At 69.4% G+C, this 14,927-nt stretch carries 14 protein-coding genes; 5 read left to right on the forward strand and 9 right to left on the reverse strand.

Annotation, left to right across the window (positions count from 1 at the left end; translation table 11 throughout):
• Window positions 1-381 precede the first annotated feature (381 nt).
• From J7357_RS19915 to poxB, 6 genes are all read right to left on the reverse strand, one after another.
• On the reverse strand, window positions 382-1,641 hold the full coding sequence (locus J7357_RS19915) for an MFS transporter (RefSeq protein ID WP_209249172.1): 1,260 nt from the start codon (window positions 1,639-1,641) through the stop codon (window positions 382-384).
• 146 nt (window positions 1,642-1,787) lie between these two features.
• Window positions 1,788-2,483 carry a hypothetical protein gene (locus J7357_RS19920; RefSeq protein WP_209249174.1) on the reverse strand — a complete coding sequence of 232 codons (696 nt, stop codon included), beginning with the start codon at window positions 2,481-2,483 and terminating at the stop codon, window positions 1,788-1,790.
• 99 nt (window positions 2,484-2,582) lie between these two features.
• A complete protein-coding gene (locus J7357_RS19925) occupies window positions 2,583-3,383 on the reverse strand; it encodes a hypothetical protein (RefSeq protein ID WP_209249176.1) in 801 nt (266 codons plus the stop codon).
• 277 nt (window positions 3,384-3,660) lie between these two features.
• Window positions 3,661-4,998: a sigma-54 dependent transcriptional regulator gene (locus tag J7357_RS19930; protein ID WP_209249178.1), complete on the reverse strand. Its 1,338-nt coding sequence runs from the start codon at window positions 4,996-4,998 to the stop codon at window positions 3,661-3,663.
• Window positions 4,983-6,419, reverse strand: a complete 1,437-nt coding sequence (locus tag J7357_RS19935) for a HAMP domain-containing sensor histidine kinase (protein WP_209249180.1) — start codon at window positions 6,417-6,419, stop codon at window positions 4,983-4,985. Before J7357_RS19935 ends, J7357_RS19930 begins: the two co-directional genes overlap by 16 nt.
• A 118-nt stretch (window positions 6,420-6,537) precedes the next feature.
• Window positions 6,538-8,247 (reverse strand): ubiquinone-dependent pyruvate dehydrogenase, encoded by a 1,710-nt coding sequence (poxB, locus tag J7357_RS19940; RefSeq protein ID WP_209249311.1) that lies wholly within the window; start codon window positions 8,245-8,247, stop codon window positions 6,538-6,540.
• Between the two features lie 243 nt (window positions 8,248-8,490).
• Here poxB and J7357_RS19945 point away from each other — a divergent pair, with 243 nt between their 5' ends.
• Window positions 8,491-8,718: a hypothetical protein gene (locus J7357_RS19945; RefSeq protein WP_209249182.1), complete on the forward strand. Its 228-nt coding sequence runs from the start codon at window positions 8,491-8,493 to the stop codon at window positions 8,716-8,718.
• Window positions 8,719-8,798: 80 nt separating this feature from the next.
• Here J7357_RS19945 and J7357_RS19950 read toward each other — a convergent pair whose 3' ends face one another.
• The 3 genes from J7357_RS19950 to J7357_RS19960 form a co-directional block, all read right to left on the reverse strand.
• The gene (locus tag J7357_RS19950) at window positions 8,799-9,230 is read right to left on the reverse strand and encodes a low affinity iron permease family protein (RefSeq protein WP_209249184.1); all 432 of its coding nucleotides are present in this window, start codon (window positions 9,228-9,230) and stop codon (window positions 8,799-8,801) included.
• A gap of 167 nt (window positions 9,231-9,397) precedes the next feature.
• On the reverse strand, window positions 9,398-10,522 hold the full coding sequence (locus J7357_RS19955) for an acyl-CoA desaturase (protein WP_209249186.1): 1,125 nt from the start codon (window positions 10,520-10,522) through the stop codon (window positions 9,398-9,400).
• A gap of 10 nt (window positions 10,523-10,532) precedes the next feature.
• Entirely contained in the window at window positions 10,533-11,609 is a 1,077-nt protein-coding gene (locus J7357_RS19960; protein ID WP_209249188.1) for a ferredoxin reductase, read from the reverse strand.
• A 92-nt stretch (window positions 11,610-11,701) separates the two neighbouring features.
• Between J7357_RS19960 and fabR the strand changes: the two genes are divergently transcribed.
• The 4 genes from fabR (at window position 11,702) to J7357_RS19980 (ending at window position 14,914) form a co-directional block, all read left to right on the forward strand.
• Window positions 11,702-12,346: an HTH-type transcriptional repressor FabR gene (gene fabR / locus J7357_RS19965; protein ID WP_209249190.1), complete on the forward strand. Its 645-nt coding sequence runs from the start codon at window positions 11,702-11,704 to the stop codon at window positions 12,344-12,346.
• Window positions 12,347-12,494: 148 nt separating this feature from the next.
• On the forward strand, window positions 12,495-13,361 hold the full coding sequence (locus J7357_RS19970; protein WP_209249192.1) for an SDR family oxidoreductase: 867 nt from the start codon (window positions 12,495-12,497) through the stop codon (window positions 13,359-13,361).
• 454 nt (window positions 13,362-13,815) lie between these two features.
• Window positions 13,816-14,328: a ferritin-like domain-containing protein gene (locus tag J7357_RS19975; RefSeq protein ID WP_209249194.1), complete on the forward strand. Its 513-nt coding sequence runs from the start codon at window positions 13,816-13,818 to the stop codon at window positions 14,326-14,328.
• Between the two features lie 79 nt (window positions 14,329-14,407).
• Window positions 14,408-14,914, forward strand: a complete 507-nt coding sequence (locus J7357_RS19980; protein WP_209249196.1) for a DUF892 family protein — start codon at window positions 14,408-14,410, stop codon at window positions 14,912-14,914.
• Window positions 14,915-14,927: the final 13 nt, after the last annotated feature.

Below are 14,927 nucleotides of genomic sequence, written 5' to 3' on the forward strand. Positions count from 1 at the left end.
GCATTACTCAGAAGATCTCGTCGTTCGCATTAAAGAACTGCTTGTTCCCGTACGCTCACAGCCGTTTGACTGTGACTACCGCGCCCCGGTGCAGCCTAAAATTCGTCGACCCCGATGCTGCGTCGCGGCGCGGCCTACTTAAGGTATTAGGCGAAATTTGAGAGAGCACAGCAATTCGTTCGCTGGAGACGCCGCTTGAAATTGATGACAATCCTGGAGTCGCTGAGATGATTCGCGTGCGGCTCGCGCATGACGATGCGCATGTCTCTCTCCTCCTCGGCATGTGGGCTGATGCAGAGGACTGTGACGTAGCTGAGCGCGAAGCTCGGGGAAATCCATTGGCAGATGTCGCACAACACCTCGCCAATGGCATGGCACAGATTAGGCGGGGAGCGGCGGCACCGGTTCGTCGGCTGCGCGGTCGCGCTTTGCCGTCACCAGGTGCTTGCGCATGCCCACCCACAACGCCAGCGACAGCAGCGAGATGCCGCCCAGCAGCAGAAACGCTGCGCGATAGCCGAACCCTTGTGCGATCCAGCCGCCCAGCGCCGGGCTCAGTGCCGCGCCGACGCCCTGCATCGTCATCACCGCGCCCTGCCCCACGTTGACCCGGCCGGTGCCCTGCAGTAGGTGCGCCACCAGCGCCGGCACCGCCACGCTCTGCAGCCCGGCGCCGACGCCATCGAGGATCTGCACCGGGAACACGCCCCAGGTGTGGATGAAGCTGGCGGCGATCAGCCCGCGTAATGGCAGCGCCAGGAAGGTCAGCAGCAGCACCCACCAGTGCCCGCGCACGCGGATCAGCCGCATCGCCAGCAGCGAGGTCAACACCATGGTGGCCTGGGCGACGATGATGGTGGTGGCGGTCAGCGCGTTCGGGTCGCCCTGGTGCGCAGCCACCACGGCCATGCCGTACAGCGGCAGCATCGCCGCATTGCCCAGGTGGAACAGCGCCAGCGCCGCGGCCAGCACCAGCAAGGGCTTGCAGGTCAGCAGCACCGACCAGCCGCTGACGTGGGCGCCGTTGTCGTCCTCGGACTCGGCCATGCCGCGCGCGGCGCGGTGATCGATCACATCGCGCGGGATCATCAACACCGAGACGATCGCCAGCACGCCGAAGCAGCCGGTCAGCGCGAACACCGCGCCGAAACCGAATTTCCAGCCGAGCAGGCCGGCCAGCGCCGCGGCCACCACGTTGCCGGCGTGGCTGCCGACCTGGTTGCGCGCGATCTGGTGATCGAAGCCGGCCTGGCGTACCAGGCCCAGGGTGATGCCGGACAGCGCCGGACCCAGCGCGGCGGCGGCGAGCGCGGTCATCACCTGCGCGGCGATGACGCCCGGCAGGGTCGGCGACCACCACAGCAGCGCCGAGGCCAGCAGGATCATGCTGCAGCCGACCACCACGATGCTGCGCTTGCGCTTGGTCGCATCGACCAGCGCACCGCCCGGCGTGGTGGCGAGCATGCCGACGATGCCGCCGGCGGTCATCACCGAGCCGATCGCGCCCAGCGACCAGCCCTTGGATTGCAGGAACACGCTCAGGAACGGGCCGAGCCCGTCCTGCACGTCGGCCATGGTGAAGTTGAGCGCTTCCAGCGCGCGCGTGCCGCGCGGGCGCGGGCGCTTCCCGGCGCCGCTCATGGGCCCACCGCCGACGAGCGCGGCGACAGGGACAGGAAAACGTGGTGCTGCGCAGGCGCGACGGGCGGCATGACGGTGTCCTGGAGGAGCGGTGGGAACACAGGCGCGGCGGTGGCCAGGGGCGCACCGCCGCGACGACGCGGCACTTAGTGGGACTTCGGCTTGGGCTTGGGCTTCGGTGTCGCCTTGGGCCCATGCTTCGGCGCAGCATCATCCGCATGCGCGTGCAACGGCTTGTGATGAGGCTTGGGCGGCTTCGGTTTCGGCGGCAACGGCTGCAGCGTAGCCTCGCTCGCACCCAGCGCCTGCGCATGCAGCACCTGCCCATGCGCGGACGCCAGCAGCTCGCCCTGCGCCGCCAGCGGCTTGCCGGCGGCCAGCCAGCGCGCCGATTCCGGCACCGCGTGCGGCGGGAAGCGCACGATCAGCCCGTCCTCCAGCAGCGCGCCATGCACCTGCCCGTGCGGGCCGTGCAGCAGCCGCGCGATGCTGCCGGCGTGGTGCACCGCGTCCTGCGCGGACGTGGGCTTGGCCGGCGGCTTGGGCTTGGGCTTGGGCTTATGCGGCGCGGCATGCGGGCCCTCGTCGACGATGCGCTCGGCGCCGTCCGGGTCGATCGCCAGCGCCACCAGCACATCGGCGCCGCGCGGCTTGAGTCCGCGCACGCCGAGGCCGGCGCCCGGACGCAGCGCCTGCAGCAGTTGCGCCGACAGGTGCGGCGGGGTGTGCACTTCGGTGCCGTCGTCGAACAGCAGGCCGTCGACGTCGGCCTTGGGGTTGAGCAGGAAGCGCGCGAGCGTGCCACGGGTTTCCGGCAGGGAATCGGGATCGACCCAATGCATTGCATTCTCCAGACGAACAAGGGGGATGCCGGCGGGGGCCGGCAGCGCCCGCCGCGAACGGCGGGCGCAGGGGTCAGGCGGTTTGCAGCAACGCCCGGATCAACGCGGAGCCGGCGGCGGCGGCGGGGTGGCCGGCGCACCCGGTGCGCCCGGCTGGGCCGGCGGCGGCGGGGCGGCCGGCGGCGCAGGCGGGCCCGGCGGCGCGAACACCGCCTGCAGCGAATTGCGATCGCGGCCGACCTGGGTGGCCTCCACCGAGCGGCCGACCTGGGTCAGCACGCCGAAGCCGTTGACGCTCAGGCGCGCGCCGGGCCGCAGCAGTTCGCTGTACTGCTGGGCGGCCGGCGGCGGCATGCGCACCACGGTGCCGTCGCTGAGCAGCACGCCGGCGGTGTCGCCGCGCGGGCCGTAGACCAGACGCTCGATGCGGCCATCGGCCTGCAGCGGGGTCAGGGACGGCGGCGCCGGAGGGGCCGGCGGCGGCGTCATCGGGTTCGGCGGACGGTCGACCACCTGCTTGCCGCTGCGACGCGCGGTGATGCTGCTGGCCTGCAGCAGCGGCAGGCTGCCCAGGCGGTAGCCCTGCACCGACACCGCATCGCCACGGCGCACCGCGGCCTGCAGGTCGGCCGACAGGTGCGGCGGGAAGCTGACCTGGGTGCCGTCCATCAGCCACAGGCCATCGACGTCGCCATTCGGGTTGAGGATGAACCGCTCGACGGTGCCGTCCACGCGCACCGGCGTGGCCGCGACGGACGCCGCGGGCGGCGGCGGCGGCGCCGGGACGCTGCCGGGCGCCGGCGGAGCGGGAGGTGCGGGGGGCGCCGGCACCTGCGCGGTGGCAGCGGCAGCGGCGGTGGCCAGCACCAGGGACAGAGCGAGTGCGCTACGACGGATCATGGAAGTTCCTCCTGAGCGGCAGGGGCGCCGCTCGCAGGAGAGATAATGCAGAGGCCGTGCCAACTTTTAAGTCATTGATTTTTATATTTATATTGTGCTGACATGGCGTCGGCTGTGTCTCCGTTCCATCCATACATGTCCGCTTTGCGGACATGTATGGATGGAACGGGATTGGGGATTGGGGATTCGTCAAAGCGAGTGCAGCCGCATGATGTCTGGTGCTTTTGCGAATCCCCAATCCCGACTCCCTAATCCCGGCGGCGCGCAAAGCGCGCCGCTACAGCCCATATTCGTCGAGCTTGCGGTACAGGAGCTGGCGATGGATGCCGAGCCGGCGCGCGGCCTCGGCCCGATTGCCGTGGGCCTGGGTCAGCGCGGCCTGGATCATCTGCCGTTCCAGTTGCGCGATCGCCTGCGGCAGGGTCAGCGCCTCGGTCTCCAGCGTCGTGGGCGTCTCGGCGGGCTGGGCCAGCAGCTCGTCCAGATCGTGCGCCTCCACCACCGGCGCGCGCACCAGCACCTGGCAGCGCTGCATGGCGTTGCGCAGTTCGCGCACGTTGCCCGGCCAGGGATAGGCGCGCAGGCGCGCCTGTGCCGCGGCCGACAGGGTCTGCGGGGCGCTGGCGCCGGCGGCGAGGAAGTGCTGGGCGAGCAGCAGGATGTCGTCGCCGCGCTCGCGCAGCGGCGGCAGTTCAATCGGCACCACGTTGAGCCGGTAGCGCAGGTCGCTGCGGAAGCGCCCGGCGTCCACCGCCTGCAGCAGGTCGCGGTGGGTGGCGGCGATCACCCGCACGTCCACCTTCTGCGCGCCGCGCCCGCCCAGCGGCGACACCTCGCCTTCCTGCAGGAAGCGCAGCAGCTTGGCCTGCATCGGCAAGGGCATGTCGCCGATCTCGTCGAGGAACAGGGTGCCGCCGTCGGCATCGCGGATCAGGCCGTTGCGGTCGCTCACCGCGCCGGAGAACGCGCCCTTGCGGTAGCCGAACAGTTCGCTTTCCATCAACTCGGCGGGAATCGCCGCGCAATTGATCGCCACGAACGGCTGCGCAGCACGGGCGCTGGCACGGTGCAGCGCGCGCGCCGCCAGTTCCTTGCCGGTGCCGGTCTCGCCGGTGATGAGCACCGGCAGGTCGGAGGCGGCGGCCAGGCCGATGCGCTTGTGCACGGTGCGCATCGCCGCGCTGTGGCCGAGCAGCGCGTCGTCCTCCTCGGCGGGCATGGCCGGCGCGGCCTGCGGCGCGTCGTCGCCGCGACTGCGCAGGGCGCGCTCGACCACCTCGGCGATGTCGGCACGGCCGACCGGCTTGACCAGGTGATCGAAGGCGCCGAGCTTCATCGCCTCGATGGTGTTGCCGCTGGAGGCATGCGCAGTGAGCATCACCAGCGGCACGCGCATGGCCTGCGCGTCGTCCTGGCGCGCGCGCATCAGCGCGATGCCGTCCATGCCGGGCATGCGGAAATCGACGAAGGCCAGGTCGAGGCCGCCCTCGCCCAGGCGCGCCAGGCCCTCGCGCGGGTCGGCCACGGCCACCACCTCGTGGCCGAACGAGCGCAGCGTCGCCTGCAGGGTGCTGAGGAACGCCAGGTCGTCGTCGATGATCAGGATGCGCGCCATGGCAGCTCCAGGCTGAACTCGGTGATGCCGTCGCGATGCGTGTAGTGCGCCTCGCCGCCATGGGCGCGGGCGATCTCGCGCACCAGCGCCAGGCCCAGGCCGTTGCCGTCGCTGCGGCCGCTGGCGAACGGTTCGAACAGATGCGCAGCCACCGGCGCCGGCACCGGCTCGCCCTGGTTGCGCACGCGCAACTGCAGCAGGTCGTCCGCGGCCTGCGCCGCCAGGATCACCTCGGTGCCGGGCGCGGCGTGCTGCAGGGCGTTGCGCAGCAGGTTGTGCAGGGCGCGTGCGGCCTGCTGCGGATCCAGCATCCACTGCGCTGGCGCCGCCTGCAGGCGCAGTGCGATCGGCGGCGTCTGCCCATCCCAGTCGGTCGGGTCCAGCAGCGCCTGCAGCCACGGTTGCAGCGCCACCGTCTGCCGGTGCAGGCGGATCGGCTGGACCATGCCGAGCAGGCTTTCCACCACGCCGTCCAGGCGCTGGATCTGCGCCAGCATCAACTGCGCCTGGGCGTCGTCGGCACCGTGCGCGTGCGCGGCGATCTGGTTCTCCAGCGCCAGGCGCAGGGTCGCGATCGGGTTGCGGATTTCGTGCGCCACGGTCGCAGTCATGCGCCCCAGCGCGGCCAGGCGTTCGTGCCGCGACAGTTCCTCGCCGAGCCGGCGAGTCTCGGCCAGCGCCTGCGCGTTGCGCTGCGCGTAGTCGGTGACCGCGGCGCCGAGCCGGTCCAGCTCCGGCGCGCCGGTCTTGGGGAACTGCGGCACCTCGGCCGGCGTCGCCAGGGCCTGCTGGATGCCCTGCAGGCGCTGGCTCCAGCGCCGCACCACCCAGCCCAGCGCCAGCGCCGACACCACCACCAGCGCCAGGATCAGCGCCATCCCCAGCGCCAGCGGCAGGCTGGCGGCGGCGTCGCTGGAAGCCACGCGGGTCATGGCCCAGGCTGCGGCGTTGCGGTCCAGCGGGCAGGCCGCGATCAGCAGGCTCTCGCGCTGCCCGTCGCGGCGGTAGTCGACCGTGTGCTGCGCCGCCACCCCGCGCTGCACGGTGGCGACGATGACGTTGCGCTCGGCCGAGGGCACGTCGGTCTTGTGTTCGGTTCCGTCGTAGGTCGGGTAGGCGTACGCGAGGAAGCCGCGCTGGCGGTCCCAGAAGCCGCCCTCCACGCCGGCGGCATCGGCCAGCACCAACTGCGACACCACCGCCGCCAGGCCGGTGCCGTCGCTGCCGTGGGCGGCGGCGCTGGCGCCGTTGTAGCGCTGCACCATGCGCGTGCACACCTCGCGCAACCCGGTCTGCGCACGCTCCGCGCGCACGCCCTCGCTGTGCCGGTACAGCCCGACCAGCACCACCGCCATGCCGACGCAGGCGGCGACGATGACGATCCAGATCAACAGCAGTTGCCGCAGCAGCGAACGGGGCATGGCCTACCTTGGGCGCAACGGAAGAGGCGGGGCGAACCGCGGCGATCGTAGCCGGGTCATCGCGGTCTCGCGACCGGGCGTGGCGAACGACCGTCGCGGGCGGTGTTGTCGGCCGCGCTCAGCGCAGGTTGGTCTTGACCAGTTCCAGCACCTCGTCGCCGCGTCCGCTCATGACCGCGCGCAGCAGGTACAGGCCCATGCCCTTGGCCTGTTCCAGCTTGATCGCTGGCGGGATCGCCAGCTCCTGGCTGGCCACGCGCACGTCCACCAGCGCCGGGCCGGGATGCGCGAAGGCTTCGCGCAGCGCGGGTTCCAGCTGCGCCGATTCGTCCACGCGCAGGCCCAGGATGCCCATGGCGTTGCTCATCGCGGCGAAGTCCGGATTGCTCAGGTCGGTGCCGGTGTCCAGGTAGCCGGCCGACTTCATTTCCATCGCCACGAAGCCCAGCGAGCCGTTGTTGTAGACCACCACCTTCACTGGCAGGCCGAGCTGGGCCAGGGTGATGAAATCGCCCATCAGCATGGTGAAGCCGCCATCGCCGGACAGCGAGATCACCTGCCGGCGCGGGAACTGCGCCTGTGCGCCCAATGCCTGCGGCATCGCATTGGCCATCGAGCCATGGTTGAACGACCCGAGCAGGCGGCGCTGGCCGTTCATGGTCAGGTAGCGCGCCGCCCACACCGTCGGCGTGCCGACGTCGCAGGTGAAGATGGCATCGGCGTCGGCCAGCGCATCGACCATGCGGGTGACGAACTGCGGATGCAGCGGCTCGTCGGGCGCCGAGGCCACCGCCAGATCGTCGAGCCCTTCGCGCGCCTTGCGGTAGTGGGCCAGCGACTTCTCCAGGAACCCGCGGTCTTCGCGCCGCTGCAGGCGTGGCAGCAGCGCCGCGATGGTCTCGCGCACGTCGGCGGCGATGCCCAGCTGCAACGGCGTGCGCCGCCCCAGCGCGGCCGGGTCGTTGTCGACCTGCACGATGGTGGCATCCTTGGGATAGAACTGCCGGTACGGGAAATCGGTGCCCAGCATCAGCAAGGTGTCGCAGTTGAGCATGGCCTGGTAGCCGGAACTGAAGCCGATCAGACCGGTCATGCCGACGTCGAACGGGTTGTCCCACTCCACGTGTTCCTTGCCGCGCAGCGCGTGCACGATCGGCGCGCCGAGCGCGTCGGCCAGCGCCACCACCTCGTCGTGCGCGCCGGCACAGCCGCTGCCGCACAGCAAGGTGGTGGCCTTGCTCGCCTGCAGCAGATCGGCCAGCTTGGCCACGTCGGCGTCGGCCGGCAGGATGCGCGGGGTGGCCAGCGCAGGCCACGTCGTCGGCGTGCCCTTGGGCATCTCCTGCAGCGCCACGTCGCCGGGAATCACCACCACCGCCACGCCACGGCGCAGGATCGCCGTGCGCATCGCCCGCTGCAGCACTTCCGGCATCTGCGCCGGGTTAGTCACCAGTTCGACGTAGTGGCTGCACTCGCGGAACAGTTCCTGCGGGTGGGTTTCCTGGAAATAGCTCAGGCCGATTTCCGAGGACGGGATGTGCGCGGCGATGGCCAGCACCGGCTGATGGCTGCGGTGGCAATCGAACAGGCCGTTGATCAGGTGCAGGTTGCCGGGCCCGCAACTGCCGGCGCACACCGCCAGCTTGCCGCTGACCGCGGCTTCGGCGCCGGCGGCGAAGGCGGCCACTTCCTCATGGCGCACGTGCATCCACTCGATGCTGTCCATCTGCCGCAGCGCGTCGGTCAGGCCGTTGAGGCTGTCGCCGGTGACGCCCCAGATCCGCTCCACGCCCGCACTGTGCAGGGTTTCGGCGAGCAGGCGGGCCATGGTCTGCTTGGACATACGCGCTTATCTCCGGGTGGGGAGCGGCATGGTCGCATCGCGCGCGTTACCGACGCGTGGCGCCGGTGGCACACGCGGGCATGCGCTGGAGGTGTCCGTTCAGCGCTTGGTGCGGCCAGCCGTCGCGGCGCTTCCGCCAGCGGCAACACGCCGCACCCACGCGCTGTGCACGCCTGCGCCACCCATGCTGGCCGACGCTGGCCGCTCCTTCCACATTGGAGCCCTGCGATGTCCGGTCTACTCTGGAAACTCGCGCTGGCCGGCACGGCCTATGCCGCCTTCCGCGCCTATCGCCGCAACACCCACACCACCGTGGCCGACGCGGCCTCGCCCGCGCCACCAGCCGAACTGGATGACGGCCGGGCCACGCCGCCGCATGGCGACCCCCTGCAGGGCGCCGAGCGTGCCTCGACGACTGCGACCACAGACGATCCGGACGGCGCCGTGCCGGCCTGATCCCTGCAACGCACAGCGGCGTGTCGCGCGCTCACCGCCGACACGCTGCTTCCGCCGTTCGCAGGGGCATGGGCGTCAGCTCAACCTTTGGAGCGATCGTGGGTCTCGCGGCCATCACCGTGGCGCGAATTGCGCGCACGCAGTTCCTCGCTGGCCTTGCGTGCCAGTTCCTCGTACTGGCGGCGGATCTCTTCCAGCCGCTTCTCGTCCAGTTCTTCCAGATCCAGCAGCTCGTTGTTGGCCTTGGCACTGACCCGGATCAGCTCGTCGAGCTTGATCTGCATCGCCGCGGTGTCGGCGTTCTGGGTGTGCTGGATCAGGAACACCATCAGGAAGGTGATGATGGTGGTGCCGGTGTTGATGACCAGTTGCCAGGTGTCGTTGAAGCCGAACACCGGCCCGCTGATGCCCCAGATCAGCACGATCGCCACGGCGATGCAGAACGTCCATGGCGTGCCGGCCGCATAGGACGCCTTCTTGGCGACGACATTGAACAGCTTGGCAGGTTTCATCGCAGGCCCTCGCGCAACGGGAGATGCCTGCAACGCCGTGCCCGGCATGTGCAGGCGACCAGGATGATCTGAAGCGCGCCGTGAGCGAGACGTGCACACCGCGCCGGTGCCGAGCCAACGAAAAAGGCGGGGTTGCCCCCGCCTTTTTGCCATCCCTCGCACGGCGCTCAGCCGGCCTGTTGCGTCGCCGCCTGCAGCGCGCGCACCGGGCGCGGCCGGCTCGGGAAGGCATGGCGCAGGATGCGCCACACCACCTGGCCGAACTGCTTGGGCAGCGAACCGGTGTTGTAGTGCTGGCCGTAGCGCGCGCAGATCTCGCGCACCTGCACCGCCAGCGCCGCGTAGCGGTTGGCCGGGATATCCGGGAAGAAATGGTGCTCGATCTGGTGGCTGAGGTTGCCCGACAGCACGTTCAGCAGCTTGCCGCCGGCCAGGTTGGAGGAACCACGCAGCTGGCGCAGGTACCAGTGCCCGCGCGACTCGTTCTTGATCGACTCCTTGGGGAAGGTCTCGGCGTCGGCGGTGAAGTGGCCGCAGAAGATGATCACGAAGGTCCAGATGCTGCGCAGCACGTTGGCGGCCAGGTTGCCCAGCAGCACCGTCAGGAAGAACGGGCCGGCCAGGGCCGGGAACAGGATGTAGTCCTTGAAGATCTGCCGGCCCATCTTGCGTCCGACCGGCAGGAAAGTCCGCTTCAATTCGCCGCGCTTCATCTTGCCGGCCAGCCAGCGGCCCAGGCGCAGGTCCTGGATCGCCACGCCCCATTCGAACAGCAGCGCGAACACCACCGCGATGAACGGCTGCGCCAGGTAGAACGGGCGCCAGCGCTGCTCGGGGAAGATGCGCAGCAGGCCATAGCCGATGTCGTCGTCCATGCCGCGCACATTGGTGTAGGTGTGGTGCTTGAAGTTGTGCGTCTTGCGCCAGTTGTCGCCGGTGGCGACGATGTCCCACTCGTAGGTGTTGCCGTTCAGGTGCGCATCGCCCATCCAGTCGTACTGGCCGTGCATCACGTTGTGGCCCAGCTCCATGTTCTCCAGGATCTTGGACAGGGTCAGCAGCAGCACGCCGGCGATCCACGCCGGCACCAGCACGCTGTGCACGAAGGCGCCCAGGAACAGCAGCGCGCGGCCGGCCACGCCGGTGTAGCGCACTGCAGCGACGATGCGGCGGATGTAGCGCGCGTCGCGCGCGCCCAGCTCGGTGAGCGTGCGGGCGCGCAGTGCATCGAGTTCGTCGCCGAAGGCCTGCAGTTCGGCCGGGGTCAGTGCACGGTTGCGGGGAGCCGCCATGGGGAAGTCCTCAGAGGTCCAGGGTCAGGTCGCTGCTGGCGCTGTTGACGCACAGCTTCAGCGAACCGGGTTCGGCGGCGTGGGCGCCGCTGAGCAGATCACGGGTGACGCCGGCCTGCTTGCCGCAGGCGCAGCTGTTGCAGATGCCCATGCGGCAGCCATGCTTGGGCCGCAGGCCTTCGGCTTCCAGCGCGGTGAGCAGCGACTGGCCGCGCGGCAGTTGCAGCACGCGGCCGCTGCGCGCCAGGGTCACCGCCACGGTGCCCTGCTCGACATCGGCCGGCGCCGGCGGCGGGCTGAACGCTTCGGCCTGAAAGCGCGCTACGCGGTGCTGCAGGCGCGCACGCGCGGACTGCACGAAGCCACCAGGGCCGCAGGCCAGCACCTGTGCCTGCTCCAGATTGCCCAGGGATTCCAGCGGCAGCGTGTCCACGCGCGGCGCCGGCGTTTCGCCCTCGCCGGTGATGGCCAACTGCAGGCGGAAACGCGGATGCGCGGCGGCCAGCGCCTGCAGTTCCTCGCGGAAGCAGACCTGGTCGTGGCGCCGCGCCCAGTACAGCAGGTCGACGTCGGCCGGCATGCCGGCATCGGCCAGTTGCCGCAGCAGCGCACGCATCGGGGTGATGCCGCTGCCGGCGGCCAGCAGCAGCCAGCGGCCGTGCGGCGCGGTCGGCAGCACCATCTCGCCATAGGCCTGGCCGAGCTCGAACACCTCGCCGATGCGCGCGGCGCCGGCCAGGTACTGGCTGACCCGGCCGCCGTCGACGGTCTTGACCGTGATCGCCAGGCGTCCGCCCGGCAACGGCGTGGGGCTGTAGCTGCGCAGCAAGCGGCGGCCGTCGATTTCCACGCCCAGCTCCACGTGCTGGCCGGCACGCAGGCCGCGCCAGTGGCGGTTGGGCTGCAGTACCAGGGTCACCGCGTCGCTGCTGGCGGCCTCGCGCTGCACCAGCCGGGCGCGCGGGCGCTGCCAGGTCCACAGCGGATGCAGGCGGGTGGACCAGAAATCGAACACGTCCGGCTTGACCCAGGCGCGCAGGGCGCGGGCGGCAGGGCGGAGTTTGGCGGGACGGCGGGCAGCGTTCATGGGGTCACTATACAGGTGAAGATACAAATGTCTATACACTTGTGCATTCAGTGAAGGCGCTATCATCCGGCATTGCCTGGCCCAGTCCGCCCATGACGTCACTCTCTCCCCCCTCGTCCGAGGACACGCTGCCCACCCGCAAGGGCGCGATCTCGCGCGAAGACCTGCTGACGGCGGCGCTGAAGCTGATCGGACCGCACCGCAGCGTGTCGACCCTGAGCCTGCGCGAGGTGACCCGCGAGGCCGGCATCGCCCCCAACAGCTTCTACCGCCAGTTCCGCGACATGGACGAACTGGCGGTGGCGCTGATCGACCTGGCCGGCAGCTCGCTGCGCACCATCATCGGCCAGGCGCGGCAGCGCGCCGCCGGCAACCGCCGCAGCATCATCCTCAGTTCCGTGGAGACTTTCATGGAACAGTTGCGCGCCGACGACAAGCTGCTGCACGTCCTGTTACGCGAGGGCACGGTCGGCTCGGACGCGTTCAAGCACGCGGTGGACCGCGAGCTGAACTATTTCGAGGACGAACTGCGCGTGGACCTGATCCGCCTGGCCGCGCTGGAAGGCGCGCCGCTGCACGAGCCGGCGCTGGTGTCCAAGGCGATCACCCGGCTGGTGTTCGCGATGGGCGCCACCGCGATGGACCTGCCGCCGGAGAAGGATCCTGAACTGATCCGGCAGATCACCGCGATGCTGCGCATGATCATCGTCGGCGCGCGCACGCTCGCCGCCGGCTGAGGTCGCAATGCGGCAGCGGCCGCAGCCGCAGCGCGCTGTCCGGCGCGTGCATGGGGCGGCGTCGTGACATGCCGCGCACATGGCCTTGGCCCCGGCTTTACCGACGCCTGCCCACCCTCGTTGGACACTCCCCCAACGAGGTACGCACATGGCCGTTCCCAATTACCCCTCGCCGCCTTTCAAGGCCCAGCAGCAATCCTTCCCCGGCAAGACCCAGGCCATGGATCCGAAACCGGATCACGGCGAAGACAGCTACGTCGGCCACGGCCTGCTGCAGGGCAAGCGCACCCTGATCACCGGCGGTGACAGCGGCATCGGCGCGGCGGTGGCGATCGCCTATGCGCGCGAAGGTGCCGACGTCGCCATCGCCTATCTGCCCGACGAGCAGGACGATGCCGAGCGCATCGCCAAGTTGGTCGAGGACGCCGGTGTGCGCGTGCTGCTGCATCCCTGCGACATCAGCGACCGCGCGCAGGCTGAAAACCTGATCAAGACCGTGGCCGAGGCCTTCGGCGGTCTCGACGTGCTGGTCAACAATGCCGCCTACCAGCGCTACTTCCACAGTTTCGACGAGATCACCCTCGACGAGTGGGAGAAGACCTTCGCCACCAACGTGCACGCGCCGTTCCACCTGGTGCGGCTGGCACTGCCGCACATGCCCGAGGGCGGGTCGATCATCAACACCGCCTCGGTCAATTCGAAGAAGCCCACGCCCAACATCCTGCCGTACTCGGCCACCAAGGGCGCGCTGGCCAACCTGACCATCGGCCTGGCGGGTCTGCTCGCCGAGAAGAAGATCCGCGTCAACGCGGTGCTGCCGGGACCGATCTGGACCCCGTTCATCCCCGCCGGCATGGACGAAGAGTCGGTGCGCACGTTCGGCGAACAGACCCCGTTCGGCCGCCCTGGTCAGCCGGCGGAACTGGCTTCGGCGTATGTACTGTTGGCCGCGGATACCTCGAGCTATACCTCGGGCACGTTGCTGACGATCTCCGGCGGAGCGGTGACGCTGTAAGGCCGGGAATCGGGAATCGGGAATCGGGAATGGGAAAAGCGCTGCGGGCTGGCGGTGCTGTAGGGGCGGCTCTGGCAGCGAGAGGCTTTCCCCCGACGTTGTCGCTGTGATCCTCACGCAAGCACACGCATCGCGCCTGATGCTGTCTCGGTAGCAGGCCACAGCTCCATTGCACTCTCCCACGTAGGGGCGGCTTCAGCCGCGACAGGCATTCCCATGAAGGCCTGTCGCGGCTGAAGCCGCTCCTACGAGCGCGAGCGAAAAAGCCACGCAGCACCCGCGCATCATGCTTATCGCCACCGTGTACAGCTCCTCACGCCGCATCTCGCACGGCATTCACTCTGCGCTGCAACTGATCTAACGGCGGCGGGTCTAGCTTGGTCGCACAGGGGAAAAACACACGGACGCGCGATGCGATGCATGCACGTCGCGCACACCATCTGGAGCGATATCCATGACCCGAAGCAACACCGAACGCTTGTTGAAGTGGCTGCAGGACGCTTACGCGATGGAGCAGGAGGCCAACACCATGCTCACTGCCACCGCCAGCCGCCTGGAGCACTACCCGCAGCTGAAGGCGCGCATCGAGCAGCACGTGAACGAAACCCGCGATCAGTCCGACAAGGTCAAGCGCTGCATCGAGATCCTCGACGGCTCCATCCCCACGATCAAGGGCACGGTCGCCAGCGTGATGGCGTCTGTGCATGCCGCCGGCAATTCGATGATGAGCGATGAAGTGGTCAAGAGCCTGGGCCTGAGTTATGCCTTCGAGCACGTGGAGATCGCCAGCTACCGCGCGCTGGTCATCGCCGCCAAGGAAGCCGGGCAGACCGAGATCGCCGACCTCTGCGCCGCCATCCTCGACCAGGAAATCGCGATGGCCGAATGGCTGATCGAACATCAGGAAGCCACTGTGCTGGCATTCCTGAAGCGCGAACGTACCGAAGGCGAAACCGCCAAGCACTGAGCGCCGTCGCACACGACACGACGCGCGCGCATTCCCCCACAGCAGCACCACCCCATCCATCACCGACCGGAGACTCCCAATGGCCGTCAAGACCATCGACGAATTGTTCATCCACGAGCTGTCGGACATCTACAGCGCCGAGAAGCAGCTGACCAAGGCCTTGCCGCGCCTGGCGCGTGCCGCCACCAACCCGGCGCTGCGTGCGGCATTCGAAGCGCACCTGGAGGAAACCCAGGGCCAGATCGAACGCATCGACCAGATCGTCGAGAAAGGCAACCTGCGCCTGAAGCGGATCAAGTGCGCCGCGATGGAAGGCCTGGTGGAAGAAGGCAAGGAAGTGATCGACTCGATCGAGGCCGGCCCGGTGCGCGATGCCGCGCTGATCGGCGGTGCGCAGAAGGTCGAGCATTACGAGATCGCGTCCTACGGCACGCTCGCCGCCATGGCCAAGCAACTTGGCATGGACGATGCGCTGACCCTGCTGCTGGAAACGCTCAAGGAAGAGAAGTCCACCGACGAGAAGCTGACCCTGCTCGCCGAACAGGGCGGCAACGAAGAAGCAGCGCGCAAGCGCAAGGCGGCCTGACCGCCCCCGGCCG

Source organism: Xanthomonas sp. D-109, assembly GCF_017746095.1.
GTDB lineage: Bacteria > Pseudomonadota > Gammaproteobacteria > Xanthomonadales > Xanthomonadaceae > Xanthomonas_A > Xanthomonas_A sacchari.

Excerpts from the sequence above, each read along its gene's own strand:
- J7357_RS19960 (WP_209249188.1), bottom strand. The coding sequence starts at position 11,609 with ATGAACGCTGCCCGCCGTCCCGCCAAACTCCGCCCTGCCGCCCGCGCC.
- J7357_RS19945 (WP_209249182.1), top strand. The coding sequence starts at position 8,491 with ATGTCCGGTCTACTCTGGAAACTCGCGCTGGCCGGCACGGCCTATGCC.
- J7357_RS19935 (WP_209249180.1), bottom strand. The coding sequence starts at position 6,419 with ATGCCCCGTTCGCTGCTGCGGCAACTGCTGTTGATCTGGATCGTCATC.
- fabR (WP_209249190.1), top strand. The coding sequence starts at position 11,702 with ATGACGTCACTCTCTCCCCCCTCGTCCGAGGACACGCTGCCCACCCGC.
- J7357_RS19925 (WP_209249176.1), bottom strand. The coding sequence starts at position 3,383 with ATGATCCGTCGTAGCGCACTCGCTCTGTCCCTGGTGCTGGCCACCGCC.
- J7357_RS19950 (WP_209249184.1), bottom strand. The coding sequence starts at position 9,230 with ATGAAACCTGCCAAGCTGTTCAATGTCGTCGCCAAGAAGGCGTCCTAT.
- J7357_RS19955 (WP_209249186.1), bottom strand. The coding sequence starts at position 10,522 with ATGGCGGCTCCCCGCAACCGTGCACTGACCCCGGCCGAACTGCAGGCC.
- J7357_RS19930 (WP_209249178.1), bottom strand. The coding sequence starts at position 4,998 with ATGGCGCGCATCCTGATCATCGACGACGACCTGGCGTTCCTCAGCACC.
- J7357_RS19920 (WP_209249174.1), bottom strand. The coding sequence starts at position 2,483 with ATGCATTGGGTCGATCCCGATTCCCTGCCGGAAACCCGTGGCACGCTC.
- J7357_RS19980 (WP_209249196.1), top strand. The coding sequence starts at position 14,408 with ATGGCCGTCAAGACCATCGACGAATTGTTCATCCACGAGCTGTCGGAC.
- J7357_RS19915 (WP_209249172.1), bottom strand. The coding sequence starts at position 1,641 with ATGAGCGGCGCCGGGAAGCGCCCGCGCCCGCGCGGCACGCGCGCGCTG.
- J7357_RS19975 (WP_209249194.1), top strand. The coding sequence starts at position 13,816 with ATGACCCGAAGCAACACCGAACGCTTGTTGAAGTGGCTGCAGGACGCT.
- poxB (WP_209249311.1), bottom strand. The coding sequence starts at position 8,247 with ATGGCCCGCCTGCTCGCCGAAACCCTGCACAGTGCGGGCGTGGAGCGG.
- J7357_RS19970 (WP_209249192.1), top strand. The coding sequence starts at position 12,495 with ATGGCCGTTCCCAATTACCCCTCGCCGCCTTTCAAGGCCCAGCAGCAA.